Genomic DNA, 24,964 nt, shown 5'->3' on the forward strand with positions numbered 1-24,964 from the left:
CCGTTTGTTTCACGATTTGTTCTGAGGAGCATTTTCCGGGCACCTCTCGATGCCCGGATTCCTATCGGCGGCGCAGTGGCTCGCCTGAAGGAGTGCCGTTCGCCCAGACAGCGAGGACTATTGGGGCAATCCTCGCTGGATTAGTGGTGTTGGAGGCAGACTTTGGTACTTTCTGACCAAACTATGCTTCCGATGACACCGCAAACTCCACCAACCCTCAGCTGCAGCCGCTGGTTGCGCCGCACGTGTCGCACTTCTCGCAGGTGCCATTGCGCACCATCGTGAAGTTCTGGCACTCCGAGCACATGCTGCCGGTATAGCCCTGCGCGATCGAGCGGATGCGGCGCTCGTTCTCCACCTTCTTGGCGTCGGCCTTGGCGCTGGCGGCGTCGGCGGCAGCCTTGTCGGAGAAGAGGGCGGTCACGGCCGGCTGCGCTTCGCTGGCGGCCTCTTCGGCGACCTCCTCGGCCAGTTCGGCCGCACGTTCCTCGTAGTCGCGCTTGAAGGCGACGATTTCGGAGGTGGAGATCGCAACCGTCGGCTCCAGCTTGCGGGCAGCACTGCCGGCAAAGGCGGTGACGTTGCCGGAAGCGGCGGCCTTGGCCGGTGCCGCGGTCGAAGCGCCCTTCGGCTCGGAAAGCTGGCGTTCGCCGCCGCTGCCCGGGACGATGGTCGGCTTGTAGCCGCGGGTCCAGCCGGTGGAGATCAGGTTGGTCTTGCCTTCCTGGATGCCCTTGCCGAGCGCGGTGTTGGAGAAGTCCGACGTATCGACATGGGCGAGGTCGTTGCGGCCGAGATAGGAGACGGCCAGTTCGCGGAACACGTAGTCGAGGATCGAGGTGGCGTTCTTGATCGCGTCGTTGCCGATGACGATGCCGGCCGGCTCGAACTTGGTGAAGGTGAACGCCTCGACATATTCCTCGAGCGGCACGCCATATTGCAGGCCGAGCGAGATGGCGATGGCGAAATTGTTCATCATGGCGCGGAAGGCGGCACCTTCCTTGTGCATGTCGATGAAGATCTCGCCGAGGCGGCCGTCGCCGAACTCGCCGGTGCGCAGATACACCTTGTGTCCGCCGATGATCGCCTTCTGGGTGTAGCCCTGGCGGCGGTTCGGCAGCTTTTCGCGCTCGCGGGTGACCTTCTCGATCACGCGCTCGATGATCTTTTCGGTGACCGTCACCGCTGCGGCGGCCGCCGGCGCCTGCAGCAGTTCCTCGACCGCATCCTCGTCCGCCTCGTCCTCGATCAGCGAAGCGTTGAGCGGCTGCGACAGCTTCGAGCCGTCGCGGTAGAGCGCGTTGGCCTTCAGCGCCAGCTTCCAGGACAGCATGTAGGCGTTCTTGCAGTCCTCGACGGTCGCCTCGTTCGGCATGTTGATCGTCTTGGAGATGGCGCCCGAGATGAACGGCTGGGCGGCCGCCATCATGCGGATGTGGCTCTCGACCGAGAGATAGCGCTTGCCGATCTTGCCGCACGGGTTGGCGCAGTCGAACACCGGCAGGTGCTCGTTTTTGAGGAACGGTGCGCCTTCCAGCGTCATCGCGCCGCAGACGTGGATGTTGGCCGCCTCGATGTCCTTCTTCGCAAAGCCGAGGTGCTCGAGCAGGTTGAAGCTCATGTCGGCGAGCTGCTCGTCGGACACCTTCAGGGTGTCCTTGAGGAAGTCGGCGCCGAGCGTCCACTGGTTGAACACGAACTTGATGTCGAAGGCGCTCTTCAGGGCGGCGTTGACGGCGGCGATCTTCTCGTCCGAAAAACCCTTGGCCTTCAGCGAGCCGGGATTGACGCCGGGCGCCTGGTTGAGGTTGCCGTGGCCGACCGCATAGGCCTCGATCTCGGCGATCTGGGCCTCGGAATAGCCGAGGGTGCGGAGCGCTTCGGGAACGGCGCGGTTGATGATCTTGAAGTAGCCGCCACCGGCGAGCTTCTTGAACTTCACCAGCGCGAAGTCGGGCTCGATGCCGGTGGTGTCGCAATCCATGACGAGGCCGATCGTGCCCGTCGGGGCGATCACCGAGACCTGCGCGTTGCGGTAGCCGTTCTTTTCGCCGAGCTCGACCGCCTTGTCCCAGGCGCTCATCGCGTGGACGACGAGGTCCTGGTCCGTGCAATCATCGTGGATCAGCGCGACCGGGTTGACCGACAGCGCCTCGTAGCCGGACGTCTCGCCATAGGCGGCGCGGCGGTGGTTGCGCATGACCCGCAGCATGTTGTCGCGGTTCGGCGCAAAGCCCGGGAAGGGGCCGAGCTCGCCGGCCATCTCGGCAGACGTGGCGTAGGAGACGCCGGTCATGATCGCCGTCAGCGCGCCGCAGATGGCGCGACCCTCGTCCGAATCATAGGGAATGCCGGAGGACATCAGCAGGCCGCCGATATTGGCATAGCCGAGTCCGAGCGTGCGGTACTCGTAGGAGAGTTCGGCGATCTGCCGGGACGGGAACTGCGCCATCATTACCGAGATTTCAAGCACGATCGTCCAGAGACGGACGGTGTGCTCGTAGTCGGCGATGTTGATTCGCTTCGTTGCCGCATCCTTGAACTGCAGCAGGTTCAGCGAGGCGAGATTGCAGGCCGTGTCATCGAGGAACATGTATTCCGAGCACGGGTTGGACGCGCGGATCGGGCCGGCGGCCGGGCAGGTGTGCCAGTCATTCATCGTCGTGTTGAAATGCAGGCCCGGATCGGCCGAGGCCCAGGCGGCATAGGAGATCGATTCCCAGAGGTCGCGTGCCTTCAGCGTCTTCATCACGCGGCCGTCCTTGCGGGCGGTCAGGTGCCAGTCGCCGTCATTCTCCACGGCGCGCAGGAAGTCGTCCTTGATCGAGACGGAGTTGTTGGAGTTCTGGCCGGAGACCGTCAGGTAGGCTTCCGAATCCCAGTCCGTGTCATAGGTCTTGAACTCGATGTCCTTGTAGCCCTGCTTGGCGAACTGGATGACGCGCTTGATGTAGTTTTCCGGAACCTGGCTCTTCTTGGCGGCACGGATCTCGCGCTTCAGGGCCGGATTCTCGTTCGGGTCGAAGCACTGGTCGCCGTCCGCCGAGCAATTGATGCAGGCCTTCATGATCGCCTTGAGGTGCGAAGCGACGATCTTCGAGCCGGTGACGAGGGCTGCGACCTTCTGCTCTTCCTTGACCTTCCAGTTGATGTATTCCTCGATGTCGGGATGGTCGATGTCGACGACGACCATCTTGGCGGCGCGTCGCGTCGTGCCGCCGGACTTGATGGCGCCAGCGGCCCGGTCGCCGATCTTGAGGAAGCTCATCAGGCCGGAGGAGCGGCCGCCGCCGGAAAGCTTTTCGCCTTCGCCGCGCAGGTGCGAGAAGTTGGAACCGGTGCCGGAGCCGTACTTGAACAGGCGCGCCTCGCGCACCCACAGGTCCATGATGCCGTTCTCGTTGACGAGATCGTCCTCGACCGACTGGATGAAGCAGGCGTGCGGCTGCGGATGCTCGTAGGCCGACTTGGACTTGGTCAGCTTGCCGGTGAAGGGATCGACATAGAAGTGGCCCTGGCCGGGGCCGTCGATGCCATAGGCCCAGTGCAGGCCGGTGTTGAACCACTGAGGGCTGTTCGGCGCGACGCGCTGGGTGGCAAGCATGTAGGCGAGCTCGTCCCTGAACGCCGCCGCGTCTTCCTCGCTGTCGAAATAGCCGCCCTTCCAGCCCCAGTAGGTCCAGGTGCCGGCGAGCCGGTCGAATACCTGACGGGCGTCCGTTTCCGAACCGAACTGCTCGTCCTTCGGCAGGTCCTTCATCGCTTCGGTGTCTGGGACCGATCGCCACAGGAAGGAGGGAACGTCGTTCTCCTCGACCTTCTTCAGCCGCGCCGGCACGCCCGCCTTGCGGAAATACTTCTGGGCCAGGATGTCGGCGGCGACCTGGCTGAACTGGGCAGGAACGTCGATGTCGGCGAGACGGAACACGATCGAGCCGTCGGGATTCTTGATCTCGCTGGTGGCCTTGCGGAATTCGATGTCGGCATAAGCCGACTGGCCCTGCTTGGTGAAGCGACGTTCTATGCGCATGGTCCGTTGTCCTTCTCTCGCCGCGTGCCTGCGCAAACGCAGGGCGCAATTGTCCCGTCCGGCCACGATCTGTCGCAGCCAGCCCCGATTCTCTTCAATGTGCGGGAAACCCGATCTATCGAGGACCCTGTATCTTGTGCCGGGCGCGGCTGCAAACACTAAATATAGTATCAACAGCTGCTTTATGCCAGCCCCATGGGCCGCTTCGGCAATCAAGAAAACGTGCGCAAAAAGGCCCCTGCGGCTTGGCGGCTCATCCACCCTGACGCATGGTCACAAATCACGATTTCCAGATTTGAGAACCGGACTTAAAACACTCCGGCCCAGTCGCCGTTGCAACTTAGCGACCATTAACGCCATGGCAGCCGATTCCGTCAAGGGGTGGTTTGTGACGGATTTGTGGACGCTACATGTTGTGTGTGGCCGCTGTGGAAAATGGGGACATCGGCCAAGTACTGGAAAATCAGGCAGTTGCAGTCGCAAGGCGCTGGCGCGCACGAGAGAGTTGTGAAAAGCCCAACAAATAATGGGGCAGAAATAAGGGTGGATTGCGGCGCTGCTAAAATCGGGAGTTGCCAAGTGGTCCGGGATGTGATTGCCGCGGATCGGCCCCATTCAGGCACCGCCGAGTTCCCAGCGTAGTGTCGTGCGGATGCGCAGGCGCTTGCGGCGCCAGCGCTTCCAAACCTTGCGGTGGTTAGGACGGCCTTTAGCCGCGGCTGCCCTTGGCGATCGGCTCCTGGTAGGTGAAGCCCAGGTCCCAGGGGAAGTAGATCCAAGTGTCCTGGCTCACTTCGGTAATGAAGGTGTCGACCAGCGGCCGGCCCTTGGGCTTGGCATAAACGGCGGCGAAATGCGCCTTGGGCAGCATCGCGCGGACCTGGGCGGCGGTCTTGCCGGTATCCGTCAGGTCGTCGACGATCAGGATGCCTTCACCCTCGTTCTGGAGCAGTTCCGGCGTGATGCCCTTGAGGACCTGCATTTCGCCCTGCGACAGGTAATCGTGATAGGAGGCGACGCAGACGGTCTCGATCAGCCGGATGTTCAGCTCGCGCGACACGATGGCCGCCGGCACCAGTCCGCCGCGCGTGATGCAGACGATCGCCTTCCACTCGCGATCATTGTCGGCAAGACGCCAGGCGAGCGCCCGGGCGTCGCGGTGGAACTGGTCCCAGGAAACGGGAAAGGCTTTGTCGGGAAGCGACATGGCGGGCTCCTAATCGCCGGTGGCCGGCGGAAAACGCGAGATGATCCGTCCTTCTAATGCATGTGCCCGAAAACGTGCAGCGCTTTTGGGGCCGAGACGTGCATTAGGAACAAAAACCTGATGCAGATTGCGCGTATCCATTTTCACGCAATCAGCCTTAAAGCAAGTTGTCCGGCGATTGAAAACGCGCCTGGCGCGCCGCCCGGCGACGATCCACAACGAAGCGCCCGACGCGTTGAAGCGGGCCGGGCGGCCTCCTGCGGGAGGAGCGCGATCACCGCGACATGATTGCCGGAACCCGCAGATCCTTCATCATGGCGCTGGTGACGCCACCGAACAGGCGGTGCCGCAGCCAGGAATGGCTGAACGCCCCCATGACCAGGAGGTTGGCACCGGTGGCGCTGACGCGGCGATTGATGACGTGGGCGACCGTGTCGCCGCCCGATGTAGCGGAGTTCACGGTGGTCCTGAGGCCGTGGCGCGAAAGCGTGGCTGCGATCTCGGTGCCGGAGAAGGCGGCATGCTGGGAGGCGCTGTCGCGACTGTCGACGGTGAAGATCTCGATCTCCTTGGCCTCCTGCAGCAGCGGCAGGGCATCGAACACGGCGCGGGCCGATTCGCGTGTGCCGTTCCAGGCGATAAGCACGCGCTCGGGCGCCTCGGGGCCGGCGACGGCATCGGAGATCAGATAGAGCGGCCGGCCGCTTTCGTACAGCAGGTCCTCGATGTCGGCGCGGGAAGGGCCTTCACCGGCGGGATCGAGCTGGACCGCAACCACCAGGTCGCTGCCGCGGGCGCTGTCGATCACGCCGCTCGCGCTATAGCCGGCGCTGCCGGTGAACAGCCGCCACTCGTGGGAGACGCCGGCACGTTGTGCCATCGTGCGGAAGGTGCGCTCGATGGCACGCGACACGGAGTGGGCCTGCGCCTGCTGCTCCATGATTGCGTTGGGATCCGGAAATTCCATCGGTGCGGCAATCGTCACGACGATCGGCGTTTCCGCATGCACGCCGATGAGATGGGCGCCGTGCCGCTCGGCCAGCGCGAGCGCATGCTGGGAGACCTTGGCGGCATCCTCTTCGGTGCTGAGCACGGCGGTGATGGTCCTGTATGTCATGACAGTCTCCGTTGCCAGGTAGCGGCCGGGATGCGACGCCCGCCGCAAACCGGTAACGCATTGAGCTGCATGATCCTTTCCTCAAACCGCGTCGGATTCAAGAGCCATGCAGAGTCCGCCCGCGTGTTGCAACTATGCGATGTCGGCGGCGGATCGCTTCAATTTGGGCGCTCTGCGGCAAGCCGGCCTTGATTCGGATCAACCCGCCGCCTTGGCCGAGGCAATTTCGGCGATCATGGCGAGGATGGCCTTCTCGGCGGCTTCGGCAGGGGCGGGCTCGCGGCTGCGGATGACGATCTCGGTGGAAAAGCGGGTGCCGTCGAAGCGCGGGTAGGAGCCGATCGAGGTCTCCGGATGGGCCTTCTGGATCGCGGTGAGCGGCGTACCAATGTCGCCTTCGCCGAACGGCGAAACGACGGCGCGCGACAGCACCGGTGAGCCGGTCTCGAGCGTAGGCAGCAGCACGTCGAGCATGGCCACGAACACCTGCGGCACGCCGGCCATCACATGCACGTTGCCGATGGAAAAACCCGGTGCGGTGGAGACGCTGTTGGGAATGTGCCGTGAACCGACCGGCATCCGGGCCATCCGCTGGCGGGCCTCGTTGAACTCCATGCCGCGCCGGGCGTACATCGCCCCCATCAGTTCCATGGCGGCCGGATCGTGGGTGCAGGCGACGCCGAACGCTTTGGCAACCGCATCGGCGGTGATGTCGTCATGCGTCGGACCGATGCCGCCGGAGGTAAAGACGTAATCGTATCGCTGTCGCAGCGCGTTCAGCGCCTCGACGATCATGTCCTCCTCGTCGCCGACGATGCGGACCTCCCTCAGGTCGATGCCGGCGATGAACAGCATATCGGCCAGGTGGCCGATGTTGCGGTCCTTCGTGCGCCCGGACAGGAGCTCGTCCCCAATCGCGAGCATGGCGGCGGTGATGACCTTTGCGGAACTCATCGGAGGATCCTCGCTACGTTGACGGTTCTACACCGCCGTCAACCCCTGGTGAACAGTCTGTCGCGGCGCCCGGTTCTGGCATGCCGGCGCCAAGTGCTACATCTTCGCGCTGGCCGCAATCAAGCGGAAAGACCGTCGGACATGACGCGACAGGAGAATACGCATGGCAAGAGTTCTGGTGCTTTACTATTCCGCCTACGGGCACATCGAAACCATGGCGAATGCAGTCGCCGAGGGCGCGAAATCCGCCGGTGCCGGAGTGGTGGTGAAGCGCGTTCCGGAACTGGTCCCGGAAGAGGTCGCCAAGGCCTCGCATTTCAAGCTCGACCAGCAGGCGCCGATCGCGACGATCGACGAACTGGAGGAGTACGACGCCATCATCGTCGGCGCCGGCACCCGATTCGGCACCGTCGCATCGCAGATGCGCAATTTCTGGGATCAGACCGGCGGGTTGTGGTTCAACGGCAAGCTGGTCGGCAAGGTCGGATCGGTCTTCACGTCGTCGGCGACCCAGCACGGCGGCCAGGAATCGACCCTCCTCAGCTTCATCCCGACCTTCCTGCATCATGGCATGGTGGTCGCAGGCCTTCCCTATGCCTTCCAGGGGCAGATGGGCGTCGACGAGGTCAAGGGCGGCTCGCCCTACGGCGCATCCACGATCACCGATGGCGACGGCTCGCGCCAGCCTTCGGCCGTGGAACTGGATGCTGCCCGCTTCCAGGGTGCACATGTGGCGAAGCTCGCCGCCAAGCTGGTCGGCTGAAGCGCATCATATAAATGGTGAAGGAAGGGGCGCGGCCGATCGGGCGCGCCCCTTCTGCATTTTGAGTCGCTGGTACCTGTTCTGGCTTTTCCGTCTCAGCACCGAGTCCGGCGGCCGATTTGCCCATCGTTCATTCGGTGTGCGGGCGCAGGACGATTCGGCGGCTTCGGGGCGTTCAGCGCGGAAGCACCTTTCCGCCGGATGCCACCAGGCGGCCGTTCTTGTAGACATCGCGGGGCTTCGGCACATCGACCACCGCCTGCGGCACATGCGGCGCATCGAGGACGACGAAATCCGCCCGCGCCCCCGGGCGCAATCCGTAATCCGCGATCCCGAGCGCCCTGGCGCCGGCTTCGGTGACGACGTCGAAGGCGGCGGCCAGCATGTCATCGGTGTAGAAGCCGGAGCGGTAGGCGATCATCGAGGCACGGCTCAGCATGTCGCCGTCGCCGAACGGCCACCACGAATCGCGAATGTTGTCGCTGCCGGAAAAGACCGTCACGCCCTCGGCCCGGAGGAGGGCGACCGGCGGGAAAGCGTGGTCGCCCGGCGCGTTGGTCATGATCGCGACGCCCGAGCGGGCGAGGAGGGCGCCGGTGCGCCCGGCAAGGGCCTCCGGCACGTCGCCGAGACCGTAGGCGTGGCTGATCGCTACCTGGCCCCCCATGCCGAGCGCCTGCGTCCGCGCGCAGATCTGCTCGATCTCGAAGATGCCGAGCGTGCCCATGTCGTGCAGGTGGATGTCGACGCCGACGCCGCGCTTTTCGGCCACGCCGAACACCACGTCCAGATGCCGCTCGACGTCCCGGTCGAAGCTCGCCGGATCGAGGCCGCCGACAAGGTCGGCACCAAGCGCGATGGCCTCGTCCAGCAGTTCAGGCGTGCCCGGACTGGACAGGATGCCGCTTTGCGGAAAGGCAACGAGTTGGATGTCGATGCAGTCGCGATATTCCTCCCGCACCGCAAGGATGGTCTCGAGCGACTTGAGCCCGACCGATCCGTCCACCATCACATGGCTGCGCATGTGCGTCGCGCCGTTCGCAAGACAGAGTTCCAGCTGGTTGCGAGCCCGGACGGCCATCGGTGCCGCGTTCGCCATGTTTTCGGCCTGGAAGGCGACCCTTTCCCGCACGTCGAAGCCATTCGTGCAGGGGCGGTGCGGCTTCCACTCGTCGCCGTAGAAGCTGGTATCGAGATGGATATGGCCCTCGACGAAGCCCGGCACCACCAGGCGCCCGCCCAGATCCTGCGACCCGGCCGAACCGGCTGCGGAGCCCGCGGCATCGATCGTGCGGATCACACCGTTCGCGACGACGATGTCCACCAGCCGACCATCGGCAAGCCTGGCGTTTGTAAAGATTGAGTCGGTTGTCATCTGAACGCTCCTGAGCGTGCCGGCTCCTGCGGGGACACGGCACTATAGATCCTGAATGCGGGATTGGCGAAATCGTCCGAAACCTCGGTCGCGAAAACGATCTGACTTGTCGTTAGCGTCTCGGGAGCCCTGCCGAAAGCGCCGGCTGCGTTGAAACAGCTTCAAGCCACTCGCACGAGAGGATGCGTCGTTCGCCCTTGCCTTGAGGCCAAGCCGCTTGGCTTCTCGTTGCCGCCGCGAGAGCGGATGGCAAGCGATTGGTGGCTGGGACGACCGCATCAAATCCCTGCATCTGCAGGGCGGCATTGCCGAACTAAAGGGGAGAAAAATGGTGGGCGATGAGAGACTCGAACTCCCGACATCCTCGGTGTAAACGAGGCGCTCTACCAACTGAGCTAATCGCCCGCCGCGTTGGTGGCCGTGATCTATGCGGATACAGACAAAACCGCAAGGCCCCTCGTGATGTTTTTCTGAATTTTTTCACAGCCATCCGCGAAAGTCGCATGGACCGCCAAGGTGGCAGTCCCGGTCGGCTCCTTCTATGGCCTCACATCTTGCGGCTTCAGGTAACTGCCAGGTGGTTCTGGATAACCGTCTTCGGGCAGCCCCGTTCGCCTTGCCGTGCATCTGTTGCCGCTTATCGGGCGAGTAACCGCGCTGGGGAGCGAGGGGCGAGGGGGCTTGCCCGCACAGCGATTTCCAACAATTCGCGGCGCGTCATTGTTTTGTCTTCAAACCTGCTTGACACCCAAAAGGGAACCCCTTAGTTAGCCGCTCATCGAACGGCTCAGGCCGCTTCGACAGGATGCCTCGGCATTCGGACGGTTTAAGGGAAATGCGGGTGTAGCTCAGTCGGTTAGAGTGCCGGCCTGTCACGCCGGAGGTCGCGGGTTCGAGCCCCGTCACTCGCGCCATCCACTTGTCCGGAATGTTTTGCAGGGATCGTGGCCGCATGGCCGAAATGCGCGGGTGTAGCTCAGTCGGTTAGAGTGCCGGCCTGTCACGCCGGAGGTCGCGGGTTCGAGCCCCGTCACTCGCGCCATTCACTTGATCAATCCACGATCAACTTCTTCTGGTGCGACTTGCGTCGAGACCGCGGGATCGGTCCAGATGCCGGTGCGATGGGGGATGAGCAGAATGGTGAACAGCACGGCGACGAGGCCGGCGATCAGCAGGGTGGTGCCGAGGCTCGCGCGTCGAATCCGCACCGTCGCTATCCATCTGTCCTCTAAGCGAATCGATTATCAGTGCGGATGCTGACGGTTGCCTGAACGCGGCGGCATTGGCTGGCGGCGGCTTGCTGGGAGGGCGCGTCTGGCGGGCGTCCGAAGTCGCCATTTTGTCGTAAACGCAATGACGGGCGAAATGTGCTCACGGATCGGCGAATGCCCGACCTAAGCCTTGCGCGGGGGCGCTCACTGCGCTAACGACGTGCCGTTGCAACATACTCTCGGCTTGCAGGTCATCGACCTTGCGGCGTCGTTCCGGCGCCCACGCAGGCAGGACGGACGGTAATGACTGAACTTCTCGGCTCCTATATCCCGATCGCCATCTTCATCGGCATTGCGCTCGTGATCGGCCTCGCGCTGCTGATCGCGCCGTTTGCCGTCGCCTACAAGGCGCCCGATTCGGAGAAGCTTTCGGCATATGAATGCGGTTTCAACGCCTTCGACGACGCGCGCATGAAATTCGACATCCGCTATTACCTAGTGGCGATCCTCTTCATCATCTTCGACCTCGAAGTGGCGTTTCTGTTTCCCTGGGCAGTCTCCTTCCACGATCTCGGCTGGTTCGGGTTCTGGTCGATGATGGTCTTTCTGTTCGTGCTCACCGTCGGCTTCATTTATGAATGGAAGAAGGGAGCGCTGGAATGGAATTGACCTCGGGCACCACGCTCGTCGCCCCGCGCGCCAAGGGAATCATCGACCCCGCCACCGGCAAGCCGGTCGGCAGCGACGATGCGTTCTTCGGTGAGATCAACAATGAGTTGGCCGACAAGGGCTTCCTGGTCACGTCCACAGACGAGTTGATCAACTGGGCCCGGACCGGCTCGCTGATGTGGATGACCTTCGGCCTCGCCTGCTGCGCGGTCGAGATGATGCAGATGTCGATGCCGCGCTACGACGTCGAGCGCTTCGGCTTCGCGCCGCGCGCATCGCCGCGCCAGTCGGACGTGATGATCGTTGCCGGCACGCTGACCAACAAGATGGCGCCGGCGCTGCGCAAGGTCTACGACCAGATGCCCGAGCCGCGCTACGTGATCTCGATGGGCTCGTGCGCCAATGGCGGCGGCTATTATCACTACTCCTATTCGGTGGTGCGCGGCTGCGACCGCGTCGTGCCGGTCGACATCTACGTGCCGGGCTGTCCTCCGACGGCCGAAGCGCTGCTTTACGGCGTGCTTCTGCTGCAGAAGAAGATCCGCCGCACCGGTACGATCGAGCGCTAAGGGCAGGGGACAGACAAAATGAGCGAAGCCCTTCAGGAGCTTGCTTCCTATCTTGGCGAAGTGCGCGGAAACCTGATTTCCGAAACGAAGCTTGCCTATGGCGAGCTGACCGTCACGACGACGCACGACAACGTCATCGCGCTTCTGACCTTCCTGCGCGACGACGTCCAGTGCGGCTTTGTCAACCTGGTGGACATCTGCGGTGTCGACTGGCCGGCGCGCGAGGCGCGCTTCGACGTGGTCTATCACCTGCTGTCGCCGCGTCAGAACATGCGCATCCGCATCAAGGTGGCGACGAGCGAGCAGCAGCCGGTGCCGTCGGCCTGCGGCGTCTATCCGGGCGCCGACTGGTTCGAGCGCGAGGCCTACGACATGTACGGCATCCTGTTCACCGGACACCCGGACCTGCGCCGCATCCTGACGGACTATGGTTTCGAGGGCTATCCGCTGCGCAAGGATTTTCCGACCACCGGCTTCGTCGAGGTTCGCTACGACGACGAGGTCAAGCGCGTCGTTTACGAACCGGTGCAGCTTCGGCAGGAATTCCGCAACTTCGACTTCCTCTCGCCCTGGGAAGGCACCGACTACGTGCTGCCGGGCGATGAGAAGGCGAAGACGAACTGATTTTGGCTGCGCATCCGGCAGGATGCGGCGCCCATTGGAGCAAGCGGCATGACCGAACACAACGTCCGCAACTTTAACATCAACTTCGGCCCGCAACATCCTGCGGCGCACGGGGTTTTGCGCCTTGTTCTGGAGCTGGACGGCGAGATCGTCGAGCGCGTCGATCCGCATATCGGTCTTCTGCACCGCGGCACCGAGAAGCTGATCGAGACGAAGACCTATCTGCAGGCCGTTCCCTATTTCGATCGGCTCGACTATGTGGCGCCGATGAACCAGGAGCACGCCTTCGCGCTTGCCGTCGAGCGTCTGCTCGGCGTCGAGGTGCCGATCCGCGGCCAGTTGATCCGCGTGCTCTACTCGGAGATTGGTCGAATCCTGTCGCATCTTCTCAACGTCACCACGCAGGCGATGGACGTCGGTGCGCTGACGCCGCCGCTCTGGGGCTTCGAGGAGCGCGAGAAGCTGATGGTGTTCTATGAGCGTGCCAGCGGTGCGCGCATGCACGCTGCCTACTTCCGTCCCGGCGGCGTGCACCAGGACCTGCCGGACCAGTTGGTCGAGGACATCGGCAGGTGGATCGATCCATTCCTCAAGACCGTCGACGACATCGACGAACTCCTGACCGGCAACCGCATCTTCAAGCAGCGCAACGTCGACATCGGCGTCATCTCGCTCGAGGATGCCTGGGCCTGGGGGTTCTCCGGCGTGATGGTACGCGGCTCGGGTGCCGCCTGGGACCTGCGCCGCGCGCAGCCATACGAATGCTATTCGGACTTGGAGTTCGACATCCCGATCGGCAAGAACGGCGACTGTTACGACCGGTACCTGATCCGCATGATCGAGATGCGCCAGTCGGCGCGGATCATGCGCCAGTGCGTCGATCGTCTGCTCGGCGACGCCAGGGTCGGGCCGGTGTCCTCGATCGACGGCAAGATCGTGCCGCCGAAGCGGGGCCAGATGAAGCGCTCGATGGAGGCCTTGATCCATCACTTCAAGCTCTACACCGAGGGCTATCACGTGCCGGCCGGCGAGGTCTACGCGGCGGTCGAGGCGCCGAAGGGCGAGTTCGGCGTCTATCTCGTCGCCGACGGCACCAACAAGCCGTATCGCTGCAAGATTCGCGCCCCCGGCTATGCCCACCTGCAGGCCATGGATTTCATGTGTCGCGGACACCAGCTCGCCGACGTCTCCGCCGTGCTGGGCTCGCTTGATATCGTCTTTGGTGAGGTGGATCGCTGATGCGTCGTCTGAGTCTTGTCCTTGCCGCGTTGATCGCGACCATCTCCATCGCCCAGGCGCAGGAAGCCGGTAGCGGCAGCGATATCGCCCCGGCGCAGGCCAGGACGATGGCGCAACTCCTGGCCGAAGGCTACGAGATCAAGGGCACCGCGCAAGCCAGCAGCCGCTACATCGTGTTCATGCAGAAAGAGAAGTCGGCCTACGCCTGTCAGTTCGTCACCGTGACGACGACGCGCTGCGGGCTGATCAACTGAATAGGGCGCCAAAGAATGTCTGTTCGTCGATTGGCCGATGAGGCCGTCCAGCCCGCAAGCTTCGCCTTCTCCCCGGAGAATGCGGCATGGGCGGAGGCAACGATCAACAAGTATCCGAAGGGCCGCGAGCAGTCTGCGGTGATTCCGCTGCTGATGCGTGCGCAGGAGCAAGACGGCTGGGTCACCAAAGCCGCGATCGAGGCGATCGCCGACATGCTCGGCATGGCCTACATCCGGGCCCTCGAAGTGGCGACCTTCTACACCCAGTTCCAGCTGAAGCCGGTCGGGACGCGCGCCCACGTGCAGGTCTGCGGCACCACGCCGTGCATGCTGCGCGGTGCCGAGGAGCTGATGGATGTCTGCAAGCGCAGGATCCATGCCGAGCCCCTGCAGACCAATGAAGACGGCACGCTGTCCTGGGAAGAGGTCGAATGCCAGGGCGCCTGCGTCAACGCGCCGATGGTGATGATTTTCAAGGACGCCTACGAGGACCTGACGCCGGCGCGGCTCGAGGAAATCATCGATCAGTTCCAGGCCGGCCGTGGCGCCAAGGTCAAGAGAGGCCCGCAGATCGATCGTATCCTGTCGGCCCCGGAAGGTGGTCCGACGACGCTGAACGGCGCCGACGCGGAGCCGGCAAAGCCTTCCGCGCCGCGTTCGAAGAAGACGCCGGACGAAGCAGCCAGCATTCCCCCGTCGAAGGCAGCCCGGGCGAAGACCGCTGCTGCGGAAACCGATCCTTCGCTGAAGACTCCGGCGACGGCCAAGGCGGAGGCTGCGGCAAATACAAAGGTTAAGGGCAATGCACGCGACGAGGCCGGCGCGAAGTCGCCCGACGACAAGAGCCGCCCGACCGGCGGCAAGAAGCCGCGTTGAAAGGTGAAACATGCTTAAGGATCAAGATCGCATCTTCACCAATCTCTATGGCCTGAAGGACAAGTCGCTGAAGGGCGCGATGGCGCGCGGCCATTGGGACGGCACCAAGCAGATTCTCGAAAAGGGCCGGGACTGGATCATCAATGAGATGAAGGCCTCTGGCCTTCGCGGACGCGGCGGCGCCGGCTTCCCGACCGGCCTGAAGTGGTCCTTCATGCCGAAGGAGAGCGACGGCCGTCCGCACTATCTCGTCGTCAACGCCGACGAGTCAGAGCCTGGTACCTGCAAGGACCGCGACATCATGCGCAACGATCCGCATACGCTGATCGAAGGCTGCGTGATCGCGAGCTTCGCCATGGGGGCCCACACCGCCTACATCTACATTCGCGGCGAATACATGCGCGAACGTGAGGCGCTGCAGGCCGCGATCGACGAGTGCTATGACGCCGGCCTGCTCGGCAAGAACAACAAGCACGGCTGGGACATGGACATCTATGTCCATCACGGCGCCGGCGCCTACATCTGCGGCGAGGAGACGGCACTGCTGGAAAGCCTCGAGGGCAAGAAGGGCCAGCCGCGCCTGAAGCCGCCATTCCCGGCGAACATGGGCCTTTACGGCTGCCCGACGACCGTCAACAACGTCGAATCAATCGCCGTCGCCCCGACCATCCTGCGTCGCGGCGCGTCCTGGTTCTCGTCGATCGGTCGCCCGAACAACGTCGGCACGAAGCTGTTCATGCTCTCCGGCCACGTCAACCGGCCGTGCACGGTCGAAGAGGCGATGGGCATCACCTTCCGCGAACTGGTCGACAAGCACGCCGGCGGCATCCGCGGCGGCTGGGACAACCTCCTCGCCGTCATTCCCGGCGGCGCGTCCTGCCCGGTCGTCAAGGCCGAGGACATCATCGACTGCCCGATGGATTTCGACGGGCTGCGCGAGGTGAAGTCCTCGTTCGGCACCGCTGCCGCGATCGTCATGGACAAGTCGACCGACATCATCAAGGCGATCGCCCGCATCTCGGCCTTCTTCAAGCACGAGAGCTGCGGCCAGTGCACGCCGTGCCGCGAGGGTACCGGCTGGATGTGGCGCGTGCTGGAGCGCATGGCCAAGGGCCACGCCCAGAAGCGCGAGATCGACATGCTGTTCGACGTTTCCAAGCAGATCGAGGGCCACACGATTTGCGCGCTTGGCGACGCGGCGGCGTGGCCTGTGCAGGGCCTGATCCGCAATTTCCGGCCGGAAATCGAAAAGCGGATCGACCAGTATACCCATCGGGCGATGGCGCATGGCGCTGTCCTGGAGGCCGCGGAGTAGGTGATGACGGCGGCAGGACAGGAGGCGGGAGCATCCTCGTCCGGCCGGCGATGGCGGCCGGTGTCGATCCGTTCGGGTCTTCGGGGTTGCTGAAGCAGAATCCCCTGCGGCGCAACGGCGGGTATTCCGCCTTGCCGGTGCAGGGTGCTCCGCTTCGAATGGGTAGGGCATCGAAGCCGGATCTGGCCACGACGGGCGCATCGCTCGCAACGGCCGGGTGGAACTGGCGGAAAGGCTGGCGAAGGACGGGAGTTGAAGCTCCGTCGAAGCCGGCGGGGATGGACTTTTGACAGGCGGGAGCGGCATACAGCCCGAACGCCTGCTGTTGCACGACTGCCCGGACCGTTGACGGTTCGGGCCCGTGCGGCAACCGGAATGCTGCAGAGATCGGCGCGTCTTGAGGCGCGCGGTACTGCAGGGCGTGAAGCTGACGACGCGCAGGGTCTGCGTGGAAAGCGGGATGACGGATATGGCAATACTGAAAGTCGACGGACAAGAGATCGAGGTTCCGGATCATTTCACGCTGCTGCAGGCGTGCGAGGCAGCCGGCGCCGAGGTCCCGCGCTTCTGTTTCCACGAGCGGCTTTCGGTCGCCGGCAACTGCCGCATGTGCCTGGTCGAGGTGAAGGGCGGTCCGCCGAAGCCGGCGGCCTCCTGCGCCATGAGTGTGCGCGATCTGCGTCCGGGGCCGAACGGCGAAGCGCCCGAAGTCTTCACCACCACGCCGATGGTCAAGAAGGCCCGCGAAGGCGTGATGGAATTCCTGCTGATCAACCATCCGCTCGACTGCCCGATCTGCGATCAGGGCGGCGAGTGCGACCTGCAGGACCAGGCGATGGCCTTCGGCATCGACAGTTCGCGCTACCAGGAAAACAAGCGCGCCGTCGAGGACAAGTACATCGGTCCGCTCGTCAAGACGATCATGAACCGCTGCATCCACTGCACGCGCTGCGTCCGTTTCACCACGGAAGTCGCCGGCATCAGCGAGCTTGGCCTGATCGGCCGCGGCGAGGATGCGGAGATCACGACCTATCTCGAGCAGGCGATGACCTCGGAGCTGCAGGGCAACGTCGTCGATCTCTGCCCGGTCGGCGCCCTGACCTCCAAGCCCTTCGCCTTCACCGCCCGCCCGTGGGAGCTGAACAAGACGGAATCGATCGACGTGATGGACGCGCTCGGCTCGGCGATCCGCGTTGACACCCGCGGCCGCGAGGTGATGCGCGTCCTGCCGCGTGTCAACGAGGACATCAACGAGGAGTGGATCTCCGACAAGACCCGCTACATCTGGGATGGCCTGAAGACGCAGCGCCTCGATCGCCCCTATGTCCGCAAGGACGGCCGCCTGCAGGCTGCGACCTGGGCTGAGGCCTTCGGCGCGATCAAGGCCGCTGTCGCCGGCAAGACCGGCGACCGTATCGGCGCGATCGCCGGCGATCTCGCCTCCGTCGAGGAAATCTATGCGCTGCGCGAACTGATGACTTCGCTCGGTTCGCCGAACATCGACTGCCGTCAGGACGGTACGGCTCTGCATCCGTCCTTTGGCCGCGCCAGCTATGTCTTCAACCCGACGATCGCCGGGATCGAACAGGCCGATGCGCTGCTGATCATCGGCGCCAACCCGCGCATCGAGGCGGCCGTTCTGAACGCCCGCATCCGCAAGCGCTGGCGCATGGGCGGCTTCCCGATCGCCCTGATCGGCGAACGGTCGGACCTGCGCTACGACTACGAATATCTGGGCGCCGGCCCTGAGACGCTTGCCGAGCTCGTCGACGGCAAGGGCAGCTTCTTCGCCACGTTGAAGCAGGCCAAGAACCCGCTGATCATCATCGGCCAAGGTGCGCTGACGCGTGCCGATGGGCTGGCAGTGCTGGGCAACGTTGCCAAGCTGGCCGGAGCCGTCGGCGCGGTCACCGCCGAGTGGAACGGTCTTGCCGTCCTGCACACCGCAGCCGCGCGCGTCGGCGGTCTCGACCTCGGCTTCGTGCCGGCCGAGGGGGGCAAGGCTGCCGCCGAGATGCTGACGGAAACCGAGGTCCTCTTCCTGCTCGGCGCCGACGAGATGGATTTTTCGAAGAAGACCGCGTTCACCGTCTATATCGGTTCGCACGGCGACAACGCCGCCCATGTCGCCGACGTCATCCTGCCGGGCGCGGCATACACCGAAAAGTCGGGCACCTGGGTCAACACCGAAGGCCGCGTCCAGATGGGCAACCGTGCCGGCTTCGCGCCGGGCGAGGCCCGCGAGGACTGGGCGATCCTGCGGGCCCTCTCCGACGTGCTCGGCAAGAAGCTGCCCTTCGATTCGCTGGCGCAGCTGCGCGCCAGGCTCTACGCGCAACATCCGCATTTCGCGGACATCAACGAGATTGCCGCGAGCGAGGGCGGCGATCTGGGCGCGCTGGCTAAAAAAGGCGGGAAGATGGCCACTTCCGGGTTTGCGTCTCCGGTCAAAGACTTCTATTTGACGAACCCGGTAGCGCGCGCCTCCGCGGTCATGGCCGAGTGCTCGGCACTCGCCCGAAATAACTTCAAAGCCGCGGCGGAATAGGCGTAAGGGAATAGGCATTATGGACGCTTTCATTTCGAGCTATGTGTGGCCCGCGATCATCATGATCGGACAGTCGCTGCTGCTGCTGGTCGGTCTGCTGATCCTGATCGCCTTCCTGCTGCTCGCCGACCGCAAGATCTGGGCGGCGGTGCAGCTGCGCCGCGGCCCCAACGTCGTCGGTCCCTTCGGTCTGTTCCAGTCCTTCGCCGACCTTTTGAAATTCGTCTTCAAGGAGCCGATCATCCCGTCGGGGGCGAACAAGGCGATCTTCCTGATCGCGCCGCTCGTCTCGGTGACGCTGGCACTCGCCACCTGGGCCGTCGTGCCGGTGGCCGACAGCTGGGTGATCGCCAACATCAACGTCGGCATCCTCTACGTGTTCGCGATCTCGTCGCTCGAGGTCTATGGCGTGATCATGAGCGGCTGGGCGTCGAACTCGAAGTATCCGTTCCTCGGCGCCCTGCGCTCCGCCGCGCAGATGGTCTCCTACGAGGTGTCGATCGGCTTCGTCATCGTCACCGTCCTTCTCGCCGTCGGTTCGCTGAACCTGACCGACATCGTGAACTCGCAACGCGACGGCATCGGCACCATGCTCGGCCTGCCGGCCTCCTTCCTGGACTGGCACTGGCTGGCGCTGTTCCCGATGTTCGTGATCTTCTTCATCTCGGCGCTCGCCGAGACGAACCGGCCGCCCTTCGACCTGCCGGAAGCAGAATCCGAACTCGTCGCCGGCTACATGGTGGAATACAGCTCCGCCCCGTACATGATGCTGATGCTCGGCGAGTATGCGGCGATCGTGCTGATGTGTGCGCTGACGACGATCCTGTTCCTCGGCGGCTGGCTGCCTCCGGTCGACTTCTGGCTCATCAACTGGGTACCGGGCATCGTCTGGTTCCTGCTGAAGGCCTGCTTCGTCTTCTTCATGTTCGCGATGGTCAAGGCGTTCGTGCCGCGCTATCGCTACGACCAGCTCATGCGTCTCGGCTGGAAGGTGTTCCTGCCCATCTCGCTGGCCATGGTCGTCATCGTTGCATTCGTGCTGAAGCTCACCGGCTGGTCCGCATGACGGCGTCCCCCGTTGGTTTCAGCAGCATTGGAGCTCAATAATGGCTAGTCTTTCGCAAGCCGTGAACTCGCTGTTCCTGAAGGAGTTCGTCGGCGCGTTCTTCCTGTCGATGCGGTATTTCTTCCGGCCGAAGGCGACCTTGAACTATCCCTTCGAGAAGGGGCCGGTTTCGCCGCGCTTCCGGGGCGAGCATGCGCTGCGCCGCTATCCGAACGGCGAGGAACGCTGCATCGCCTGCAAGCTGTGTGAGGCGATCTGTCCGGCCCAGGCGATCACCATCGAGGCAGGCCCGCGCCGCAACGACGGCACCCGCCGCACGGTGCGCTACGACATCGACATGGTGAAGTGCATCTATTGCGGCTTCTGCCAGGAAGCCTGCCCGGTAGACGCCATCGTCGAGGGGCCGAACTTCGAATTCGCCACGGAAACCCGCGAAGAGCTCTACTACGACAAGCAGAAGCTGCTCGACAACGGCGACCGCTGGGAGCGGGAGATCGCTCGCAACATCGCGATGGATTCGCCCTACCGCTGATGCGGGGGATGGTGACCGGCCGCGCTGATGCGTCGGCCGGCCGATAGGTTAAGCATGTGCCTGGTGGCGTTGGGCCGCCAGGCGTCGACGGAAGGGCGGCACCAGGCGGTCCTCTCCGGGGAAGACGAAAAGGCACCGACATGGGTCTGCAGGCTCTCTTTTTCTATCTCTTCGCCTTCGTGGCGGTGGCGTCCGCGTTCATGGTGATCGCCGCCAGGAACCCGGTCTACTCCGTGCTGTTCCTGATCCTCACCTTCTTCAACTCGGCGGGGCTGTTCCTGCTGACCGGCGCCGAGTTCCTGGCGATGATCCTGCTGGTGGTCTACGTCGGCGCGGTGGCGGTGCTGTTCCTGTTCGTGGTGATGATGCTGGATGTCGATTTCGCCGCGCTGCGTTCCGGAGTGATCGAGCACGCTCCGGTTGGCGTGCTGGTTGGCGTTGTGCTCGCAATCGAACTGATCGTCGTGGTCGGCGGCGCCACCCTGTCGCCGGAAGTCGCCAGCAATTCGGCCATGCCGATCCCGCCGCTGACCGAGCGCACCAACACGGCGGCGCTGGGCGACGTGCTCTACACGAACTACGTCTATTTCTTCCAGATCGCCGGCCTGATCCTGCTGGTGGCGATGATCGGCGCGATCGTGCTGACGCTGCGCCATCGCCCCAATATCAAGCGCCAGGACATCCCGACACAGGTCGCACGCACGCCGGAAACCGCCGTCGAGGTGGTCACGGTGAAGCCGGGCCAGGGTATCTGAGGCGGGCGGGACTTTAAGGAATTCGCATCATGGAAATCGGTATCTCCCACTATCTGACGGTCAGCGCCATTCTCTTCACGCTTGGCGTCTTCGGCATCTTCCTGAACCGGAAGAACGTCATCATCATTCTGATGTCGATCGAACTGATCCTGCTCTCGGTCAACATCAACATGGTCGCTTTCTCGGCCTTCCTGAACGATATCGTCGGGCAGGTCTTTGCGCTGTTCATCCTCACGGTCGCAGCTGCGGAAGCGGCAATCGGGCTTGCAATTCTCGTCGTCTTCTATCGCAACCGCGGCTCCATCGCCGTGGAAGACGTCAACGTGATGAAGGGCTGATCGGGTCATGGATACCATCATCAAGGCAATCGTCTTCCTTCCGCTGATCGGCTTTTTGATCGCGGGTCTCGGCGGCAACACCATCGGCGCCAAGGCGTCCGAATATGTCACCAGCGGCTTCCTGGTGATCGCCTGCGCGCTGTCGTGGCTGGTGTTCTTCCAGGTCGCGCTGGGCGAAGAGGAATTGATCAAGGTGCCGGTGCTGCACTGGATCCAGTCCGGCAGCTTCGACGTCGAGTGGGCGTTCCGCGTCGACACCCTGACGGCTGTCATGTTCGTGGTCGTCAACACCGTGTCGATGCTCGTGCATATCTATTCGATCGGCTACATGCACCATGACCCGCATCGGCCGCGCTTCTTCGCCTACCTGTCGCTCTTCACCTTTGCGATGCTGATGCTGATCACGGCGGACAACCTCCTGCAGCTGTTCTTCGGCTGGGAGGGCGTGGGCCTTGCCTCGTACCTGCTGATCGGCTTCTGGTACAAGAAGGCCTCGGCAAATGCTGCCGCGATGAAGGCGTTCATCGTCAACCGCGTCGGCGACTTCGGCTTCCTGCTCGGTATCGCCGCCGTCTTCGTGCTGTTCGGCTCGATCAACTTCGAGACGATCTTCGCCACGGCAGCCACCTACCTGCCGGCCGAGGGGACTGCGGATGCGGCCGCTCCGATCATCACCCTGTTCGGCATGCCGCTCGACAAGGCCGATGCCCTGACGGGCGCCTGCCTGCTGCTCTTCATGGGCGCGATGGGCAAGTCGGCGCAGTTCCTGCTGCACACCTGGCTTCCCGACGCCATGGAAGGCCCGACGCCGGTTTCGGCCCTCATCCATGCCGCAACCATGGTCACCGCCGGCGTCTTCCTGGTCGCCCGCATGTCGCCGCTGTACGAACTGTCGCCTGACGCGCTGACCGTCGTCACCATCGTCGGCGCGATCACAGCCTTCTTTGCCGCCACCGTCGGTCTCGTGCAGAACGACATCAAGCGCGTCATCGCCTATTCGACCTGCTCGCAGCTCGGCTACATGTTCGTGGCGCTCGGCATCGGCGCCTACGGCGCGGCGATCTTCCACCTGTTCACCCACGCCTTCTTCAAGGCGCTGCTGTTCCTCGGCGCCGGCTCGGTGATCCATGCCGTCGACGGCGAACAGGACATGCGCTACATGGGCGGCCTTCGCACCCACATTCCGGTGACCTTCTGGATGATGACGATCGGCACGCTGGCGCTGACCGGCGTCGGCATCCCGGGCACGATGATCGGCTTTGCAGGGTTCTTCTCGAAGGACGCGATCATCGAATCGGCGTTCGCCTCGCACAGTGCGGTCAGCAACTTCGCCTTCATCCTGCTGGTCGTCGCTGCGCTGTTCACCAGCTTCTATTCCTGGCGCCTGGCATTCATGACTTTCTTCGGTCGGCCGCGCGCTTCCTCGGACGTCATGCACCATGTGCATGAATCGCCGGCGGTAATGCTGGTGCCGCTCTATATTCTGGCGGTCGGCGCGATCTTCTCCGGGTTCATTGCCGTCGAATACTTCTACGGTCACCACTATGAGGAGTTCTGGCAGGGCGCCATCTTCACCGGCGTGGAGAACAAGCTGATCGAGGAGTTCCACCATGTGCCGCTGTGGGTGAAATGGAGCCCGTTCGTGGCGATGGCGCTCGGCCTGTTCACGGCCTGGTACATGTATATCCGCCGGCCGGACCTGCCGAAGTACCTCGCAGAGCAGCACCGCGGACTCTACCAGTTCCTTCTGAACAAGTGGTACTTCGACGAGCTGTACGATTTCCTGTTCGTCCGTCCGGCACTCTGGCTCGGACGCCTGTTCTGGAAGGGCGGTGATGGCGCGGTCATCGACCGTCTCGGCCCGAACGGCCTGGCTGCGCGGGTGCTCGACGTGACCGATCGCGTCGTCCGCCTGCAGACCGGATACCTCTACCACTATGCCTTTGCGATGCTGCTCGGAATTGCGGCACTCGTTACCTGGATGATGCTCGGGAGTTCCATCTGATGACCGATTGGCCGATTCTTTCCGCGGTCACCTTCCTGCCGCTGGTCGGCGTGGCGTTGCTGCTGCTGACGCGCGAGGACAGCCCGTATGGACGGCGGAACATCCTGAACGTCTCGCTGCTGACGACGGTATTCACCTTCATCCTGTCGCTGTTCATCTGGGCGGGCTTCGACTATTCGAATCCCGGCTTCCAGATGCAGGAACGGCACGACTGGCTCGGCACCGGCATCAGCTATCATCTCGGCGTCGACGGCATTTCCATGCTGTTCGTCATCCTGACGACGTTCCTGATGCCGTTCTGCATCCTCGCGAGCTGGACTTCGGTCGAGAAGCGCCTGAAGGAATACATGATCGCCTTCCTGATCCTGGAAGTCTTCATGGTCGGCGTGTTCGTCTCGCTCGACATCGTCCTGTTCTACGTGTTCTTTGAAGCCGGCCTGATCCCGATGTTCATCATCATCGGCGTTTGGGGTGGCAGGGATCGTGTCTACGCGGCCTACAAGTTCTTCCTGTACACGCTGCTCGGCTCGCTGCTCATGCTGCTCGCGATCATGGCGATGTACTGGCAAGCCGGTACGACCAGCATTCCGGAACTGCTTGCCTACAGCTTCCCGGCCCAGATGCAGACATGGCTGTGGCTTGCCTTCTTTGCCTCGTTTGCTGTGAAGATGCCGATGTGGCCAGTCCACACCTGGTTGCCGGACGCGCACGTCCAGGCGCCGACCGCCGGTTCGGTCATCCTGGCCGGCATCCTGCTGAAGCTCGGCGGCTACGGCTTCATCCGCTTCTCGCTGCCGATGTTCCCCTTGGCGTCCGACTTCTTCGCGCCTTTCGTCTTCACGCTGTCTGTCGTGGCGATCATCTACACCTCGCTGGTGGCGCTGGTGCAGGAGGACATCAAGAAGCTGATCGCCTATTCGTCGGTCGCGCATATGGGCTATGTCACCATGGGCATCTTCGCGGCGAACGCGCAGGGCGTGCAGGGCGCGCTGTTCCAGATGCTGTCGCACGGCATCGTCTCCGGTGCGCTCTTCCTCTGCGTCGGTGTCGTCTACGACCGCCTACACACCCGTGACATCGCCGCCTATGGCGGCCTGGTCAGCAACATGCCCAAATACGCCGTGGCCTTCATGATCTTCACCATGGCGAACGTCGGCCTGCCGGGAACCTCCGGCTTCGTGGGTGAAGTGCTGACCGTGCTCGGCGTCTTCCGCGTCAACACCTGGGTTGCGCTGTTTGCCGCGACCGGCGTGATCCTCTCGGCAGCCTATGCGCTGTGGCTGTATCGCCGCGTGATCTTCGGCCCGCTCGAGAAGGAGAAGCTGAAGGCGCTGCTCGACCTGTCGGGACGCGAGAAGGCGATCCTCTACCCGCTGATCGCGGCGACGATCTTCTTCGGCGTCTATCCGATGCCGGTCTTCGAAGTGACGTCTGCCTCCGTGGATGCCCTCCTGAACAATTACACTGCAGCCCTCGAAGCAGCGCAATCCATTGCGCTCTCGGCGAACTGACGACGG

21 protein-coding genes and 3 tRNA genes are annotated in these 24,964 nt (G+C 63.5%); 17 read left to right on the plus strand and 7 right to left on the minus strand.

Annotated elements, in window-relative coordinates:
* Positions 1–217: 217 nt before the first annotated feature.
* From C7449_RS19800 to C7449_RS19815, 4 genes are all read right to left on the minus strand, one after another.
* The gene (locus tag C7449_RS19800) at positions 218–4,030 is read right to left on the minus strand and encodes a vitamin B12-dependent ribonucleotide reductase (protein ID WP_108004638.1); all 3,813 of its coding nucleotides are present in this window, start codon (positions 4,028–4,030) and stop codon (positions 218–220) included.
* Between the two features lie 709 nt (positions 4,031–4,739).
* Positions 4,740–5,237, minus strand: coding sequence for a xanthine phosphoribosyltransferase (gene gpt / locus C7449_RS19805; RefSeq protein WP_108004639.1), 498 nt, complete (start codon positions 5,235–5,237; stop codon positions 4,740–4,742).
* Between the two features lie 274 nt (positions 5,238–5,511).
* The gene (locus tag C7449_RS19810; RefSeq protein ID WP_108004640.1) at positions 5,512–6,354 is read right to left on the minus strand and encodes a universal stress protein; all 843 of its coding nucleotides are present in this window, start codon (positions 6,352–6,354) and stop codon (positions 5,512–5,514) included.
* Positions 6,355–6,552: 198 nt separating this feature from the next.
* Positions 6,553–7,308 (minus strand): competence/damage-inducible protein A, encoded by a 756-nt coding sequence (locus C7449_RS19815; protein ID WP_108004641.1) that lies wholly within the window; start codon positions 7,306–7,308, stop codon positions 6,553–6,555.
* A 163-nt stretch (positions 7,309–7,471) separates the two neighbouring features.
* Between C7449_RS19815 and wrbA the strand changes: the two genes are divergently transcribed.
* Positions 7,472–8,071 (plus strand): NAD(P)H:quinone oxidoreductase type IV, encoded by a 600-nt coding sequence (gene wrbA / locus C7449_RS19820; protein ID WP_108004642.1) that lies wholly within the window; start codon positions 7,472–7,474, stop codon positions 8,069–8,071.
* Between the two features lie 175 nt (positions 8,072–8,246).
* Here wrbA and C7449_RS19825 read toward each other — a convergent pair whose 3' ends face one another.
* Together C7449_RS19825 and C7449_RS19830 are read right to left on the minus strand one after the other, a co-directional pair.
* Complete coding sequence (locus tag C7449_RS19825; RefSeq protein ID WP_108004643.1) at positions 8,247–9,446, minus strand: amidohydrolase family protein; 1,200 nt, start codon at positions 9,444–9,446, stop codon at positions 8,247–8,249.
* A gap of 329 nt (positions 9,447–9,775) precedes the next feature.
* A tRNA-Val gene (locus C7449_RS19830) sits at positions 9,776–9,851 on the minus strand.
* 432 nt (positions 9,852–10,283) lie between these two features.
* On the opposite strand from C7449_RS19830, the gene C7449_RS19835 reads away from it, so the two are divergent.
* Both C7449_RS19835 and C7449_RS19840 read left to right on the plus strand, forming a co-directional pair.
* Positions 10,284–10,360, plus strand: a tRNA-Asp gene (locus C7449_RS19835).
* Positions 10,361–10,411: 51 nt separating this feature from the next.
* Positions 10,412–10,488: transfer RNA gene (locus C7449_RS19840), tRNA-Asp, on the plus strand.
* A 1-nt stretch (position 10,489) separates the two neighbouring features.
* On the opposite strand, the gene C7449_RS21860 is transcribed toward C7449_RS19840, so the two are convergent.
* Complete coding sequence (locus tag C7449_RS21860) at positions 10,490–10,654, minus strand: hypothetical protein (protein WP_170115960.1); 165 nt, start codon at positions 10,652–10,654, stop codon at positions 10,490–10,492.
* 306 nt (positions 10,655–10,960) lie between these two features.
* On the opposite strand from C7449_RS21860, the gene C7449_RS19845 reads away from it, so the two are divergent.
* The 14 genes from C7449_RS19845 to C7449_RS19910 all read left to right on the plus strand — a co-directional run bounded on the left by C7449_RS19845 (position 10,961) and on the right by C7449_RS19910 (position 24,958).
* A complete protein-coding gene (locus C7449_RS19845) occupies positions 10,961–11,326 on the plus strand; it encodes an NADH-quinone oxidoreductase subunit A (protein WP_108004644.1) in 366 nt (121 codons plus the stop codon).
* Positions 11,317–11,895, plus strand: coding sequence for a NuoB/complex I 20 kDa subunit family protein (locus C7449_RS19850; RefSeq protein ID WP_108004645.1), 579 nt, complete (start codon positions 11,317–11,319; stop codon positions 11,893–11,895). Before C7449_RS19845 ends, C7449_RS19850 begins: the two co-directional genes overlap by 10 nt.
* 18 nt (positions 11,896–11,913) lie before the next feature.
* On the plus strand, positions 11,914–12,519 hold the full coding sequence (locus C7449_RS19855) for an NADH-quinone oxidoreductase subunit C (RefSeq protein WP_108004646.1): 606 nt from the start codon (positions 11,914–11,916) through the stop codon (positions 12,517–12,519).
* A 48-nt stretch (positions 12,520–12,567) separates the two neighbouring features.
* Positions 12,568–13,758: an NADH-quinone oxidoreductase subunit D gene (locus C7449_RS19860; protein WP_108004647.1), complete on the plus strand. Its 1,191-nt coding sequence runs from the start codon at positions 12,568–12,570 to the stop codon at positions 13,756–13,758.
* A complete protein-coding gene (locus C7449_RS19865; protein WP_108004648.1) occupies positions 13,758–14,012 on the plus strand; it encodes a hypothetical protein in 255 nt (84 codons plus the stop codon). Before C7449_RS19860 ends, C7449_RS19865 begins: the two co-directional genes overlap by 1 nt.
* Positions 14,013–14,027: 15 nt before the next feature.
* On the plus strand, positions 14,028–14,888 hold the full coding sequence (gene nuoE / locus C7449_RS19870) for an NADH-quinone oxidoreductase subunit NuoE (protein WP_108004649.1): 861 nt from the start codon (positions 14,028–14,030) through the stop codon (positions 14,886–14,888).
* 10 nt (positions 14,889–14,898) lie between these two features.
* The gene (nuoF, locus tag C7449_RS19875) at positions 14,899–16,203 is read left to right on the plus strand and encodes an NADH-quinone oxidoreductase subunit NuoF (RefSeq protein WP_108004650.1); all 1,305 of its coding nucleotides are present in this window, start codon (positions 14,899–14,901) and stop codon (positions 16,201–16,203) included.
* Positions 16,204–16,672: 469 nt separating this feature from the next.
* Positions 16,673–18,751 carry an NADH-quinone oxidoreductase subunit NuoG gene (gene nuoG, locus C7449_RS19880; protein WP_108004731.1) on the plus strand — a complete coding sequence of 693 codons (2,079 nt, stop codon included), beginning with the start codon at positions 16,673–16,675 and terminating at the stop codon, positions 18,749–18,751.
* A 19-nt stretch (positions 18,752–18,770) separates the two neighbouring features.
* Positions 18,771–19,817: an NADH-quinone oxidoreductase subunit NuoH gene (gene nuoH / locus C7449_RS19885; protein WP_108004651.1), complete on the plus strand. Its 1,047-nt coding sequence runs from the start codon at positions 18,771–18,773 to the stop codon at positions 19,815–19,817.
* 40 nt (positions 19,818–19,857) lie between these two features.
* Positions 19,858–20,349, plus strand: a complete 492-nt coding sequence (gene nuoI, locus C7449_RS19890) for an NADH-quinone oxidoreductase subunit NuoI (protein ID WP_108004652.1) — start codon at positions 19,858–19,860, stop codon at positions 20,347–20,349.
* Between the two features lie 140 nt (positions 20,350–20,489).
* Entirely contained in the window at positions 20,490–21,104 is a 615-nt protein-coding gene (locus C7449_RS19895; RefSeq protein ID WP_108004653.1) for an NADH-quinone oxidoreductase subunit J, read from the plus strand.
* A gap of 29 nt (positions 21,105–21,133) precedes the next feature.
* Positions 21,134–21,442 (plus strand): NADH-quinone oxidoreductase subunit NuoK, encoded by a 309-nt coding sequence (gene nuoK / locus C7449_RS19900; RefSeq protein ID WP_108004654.1) that lies wholly within the window; start codon positions 21,134–21,136, stop codon positions 21,440–21,442.
* Between the two features lie 7 nt (positions 21,443–21,449).
* Entirely contained in the window at positions 21,450–23,447 is a 1,998-nt protein-coding gene (gene nuoL / locus C7449_RS19905; protein WP_108004655.1) for an NADH-quinone oxidoreductase subunit L, read from the plus strand.
* The gene (locus C7449_RS19910) at positions 23,447–24,958 is read left to right on the plus strand and encodes an NADH-quinone oxidoreductase subunit M (protein WP_108004656.1); all 1,512 of its coding nucleotides are present in this window, start codon (positions 23,447–23,449) and stop codon (positions 24,956–24,958) included. The genes nuoL and C7449_RS19910 overlap by 1 nt, the downstream gene beginning before the upstream one ends.
* The last annotated feature ends 6 nt before the right edge of the window (positions 24,959–24,964 follow it).

This window comes from Mycoplana dimorpha (genome assembly GCF_003046475.1).
In the GTDB taxonomy this organism is placed as follows: Bacteria; Pseudomonadota; Alphaproteobacteria; order Rhizobiales; family Rhizobiaceae; genus Mycoplana; species Mycoplana dimorpha.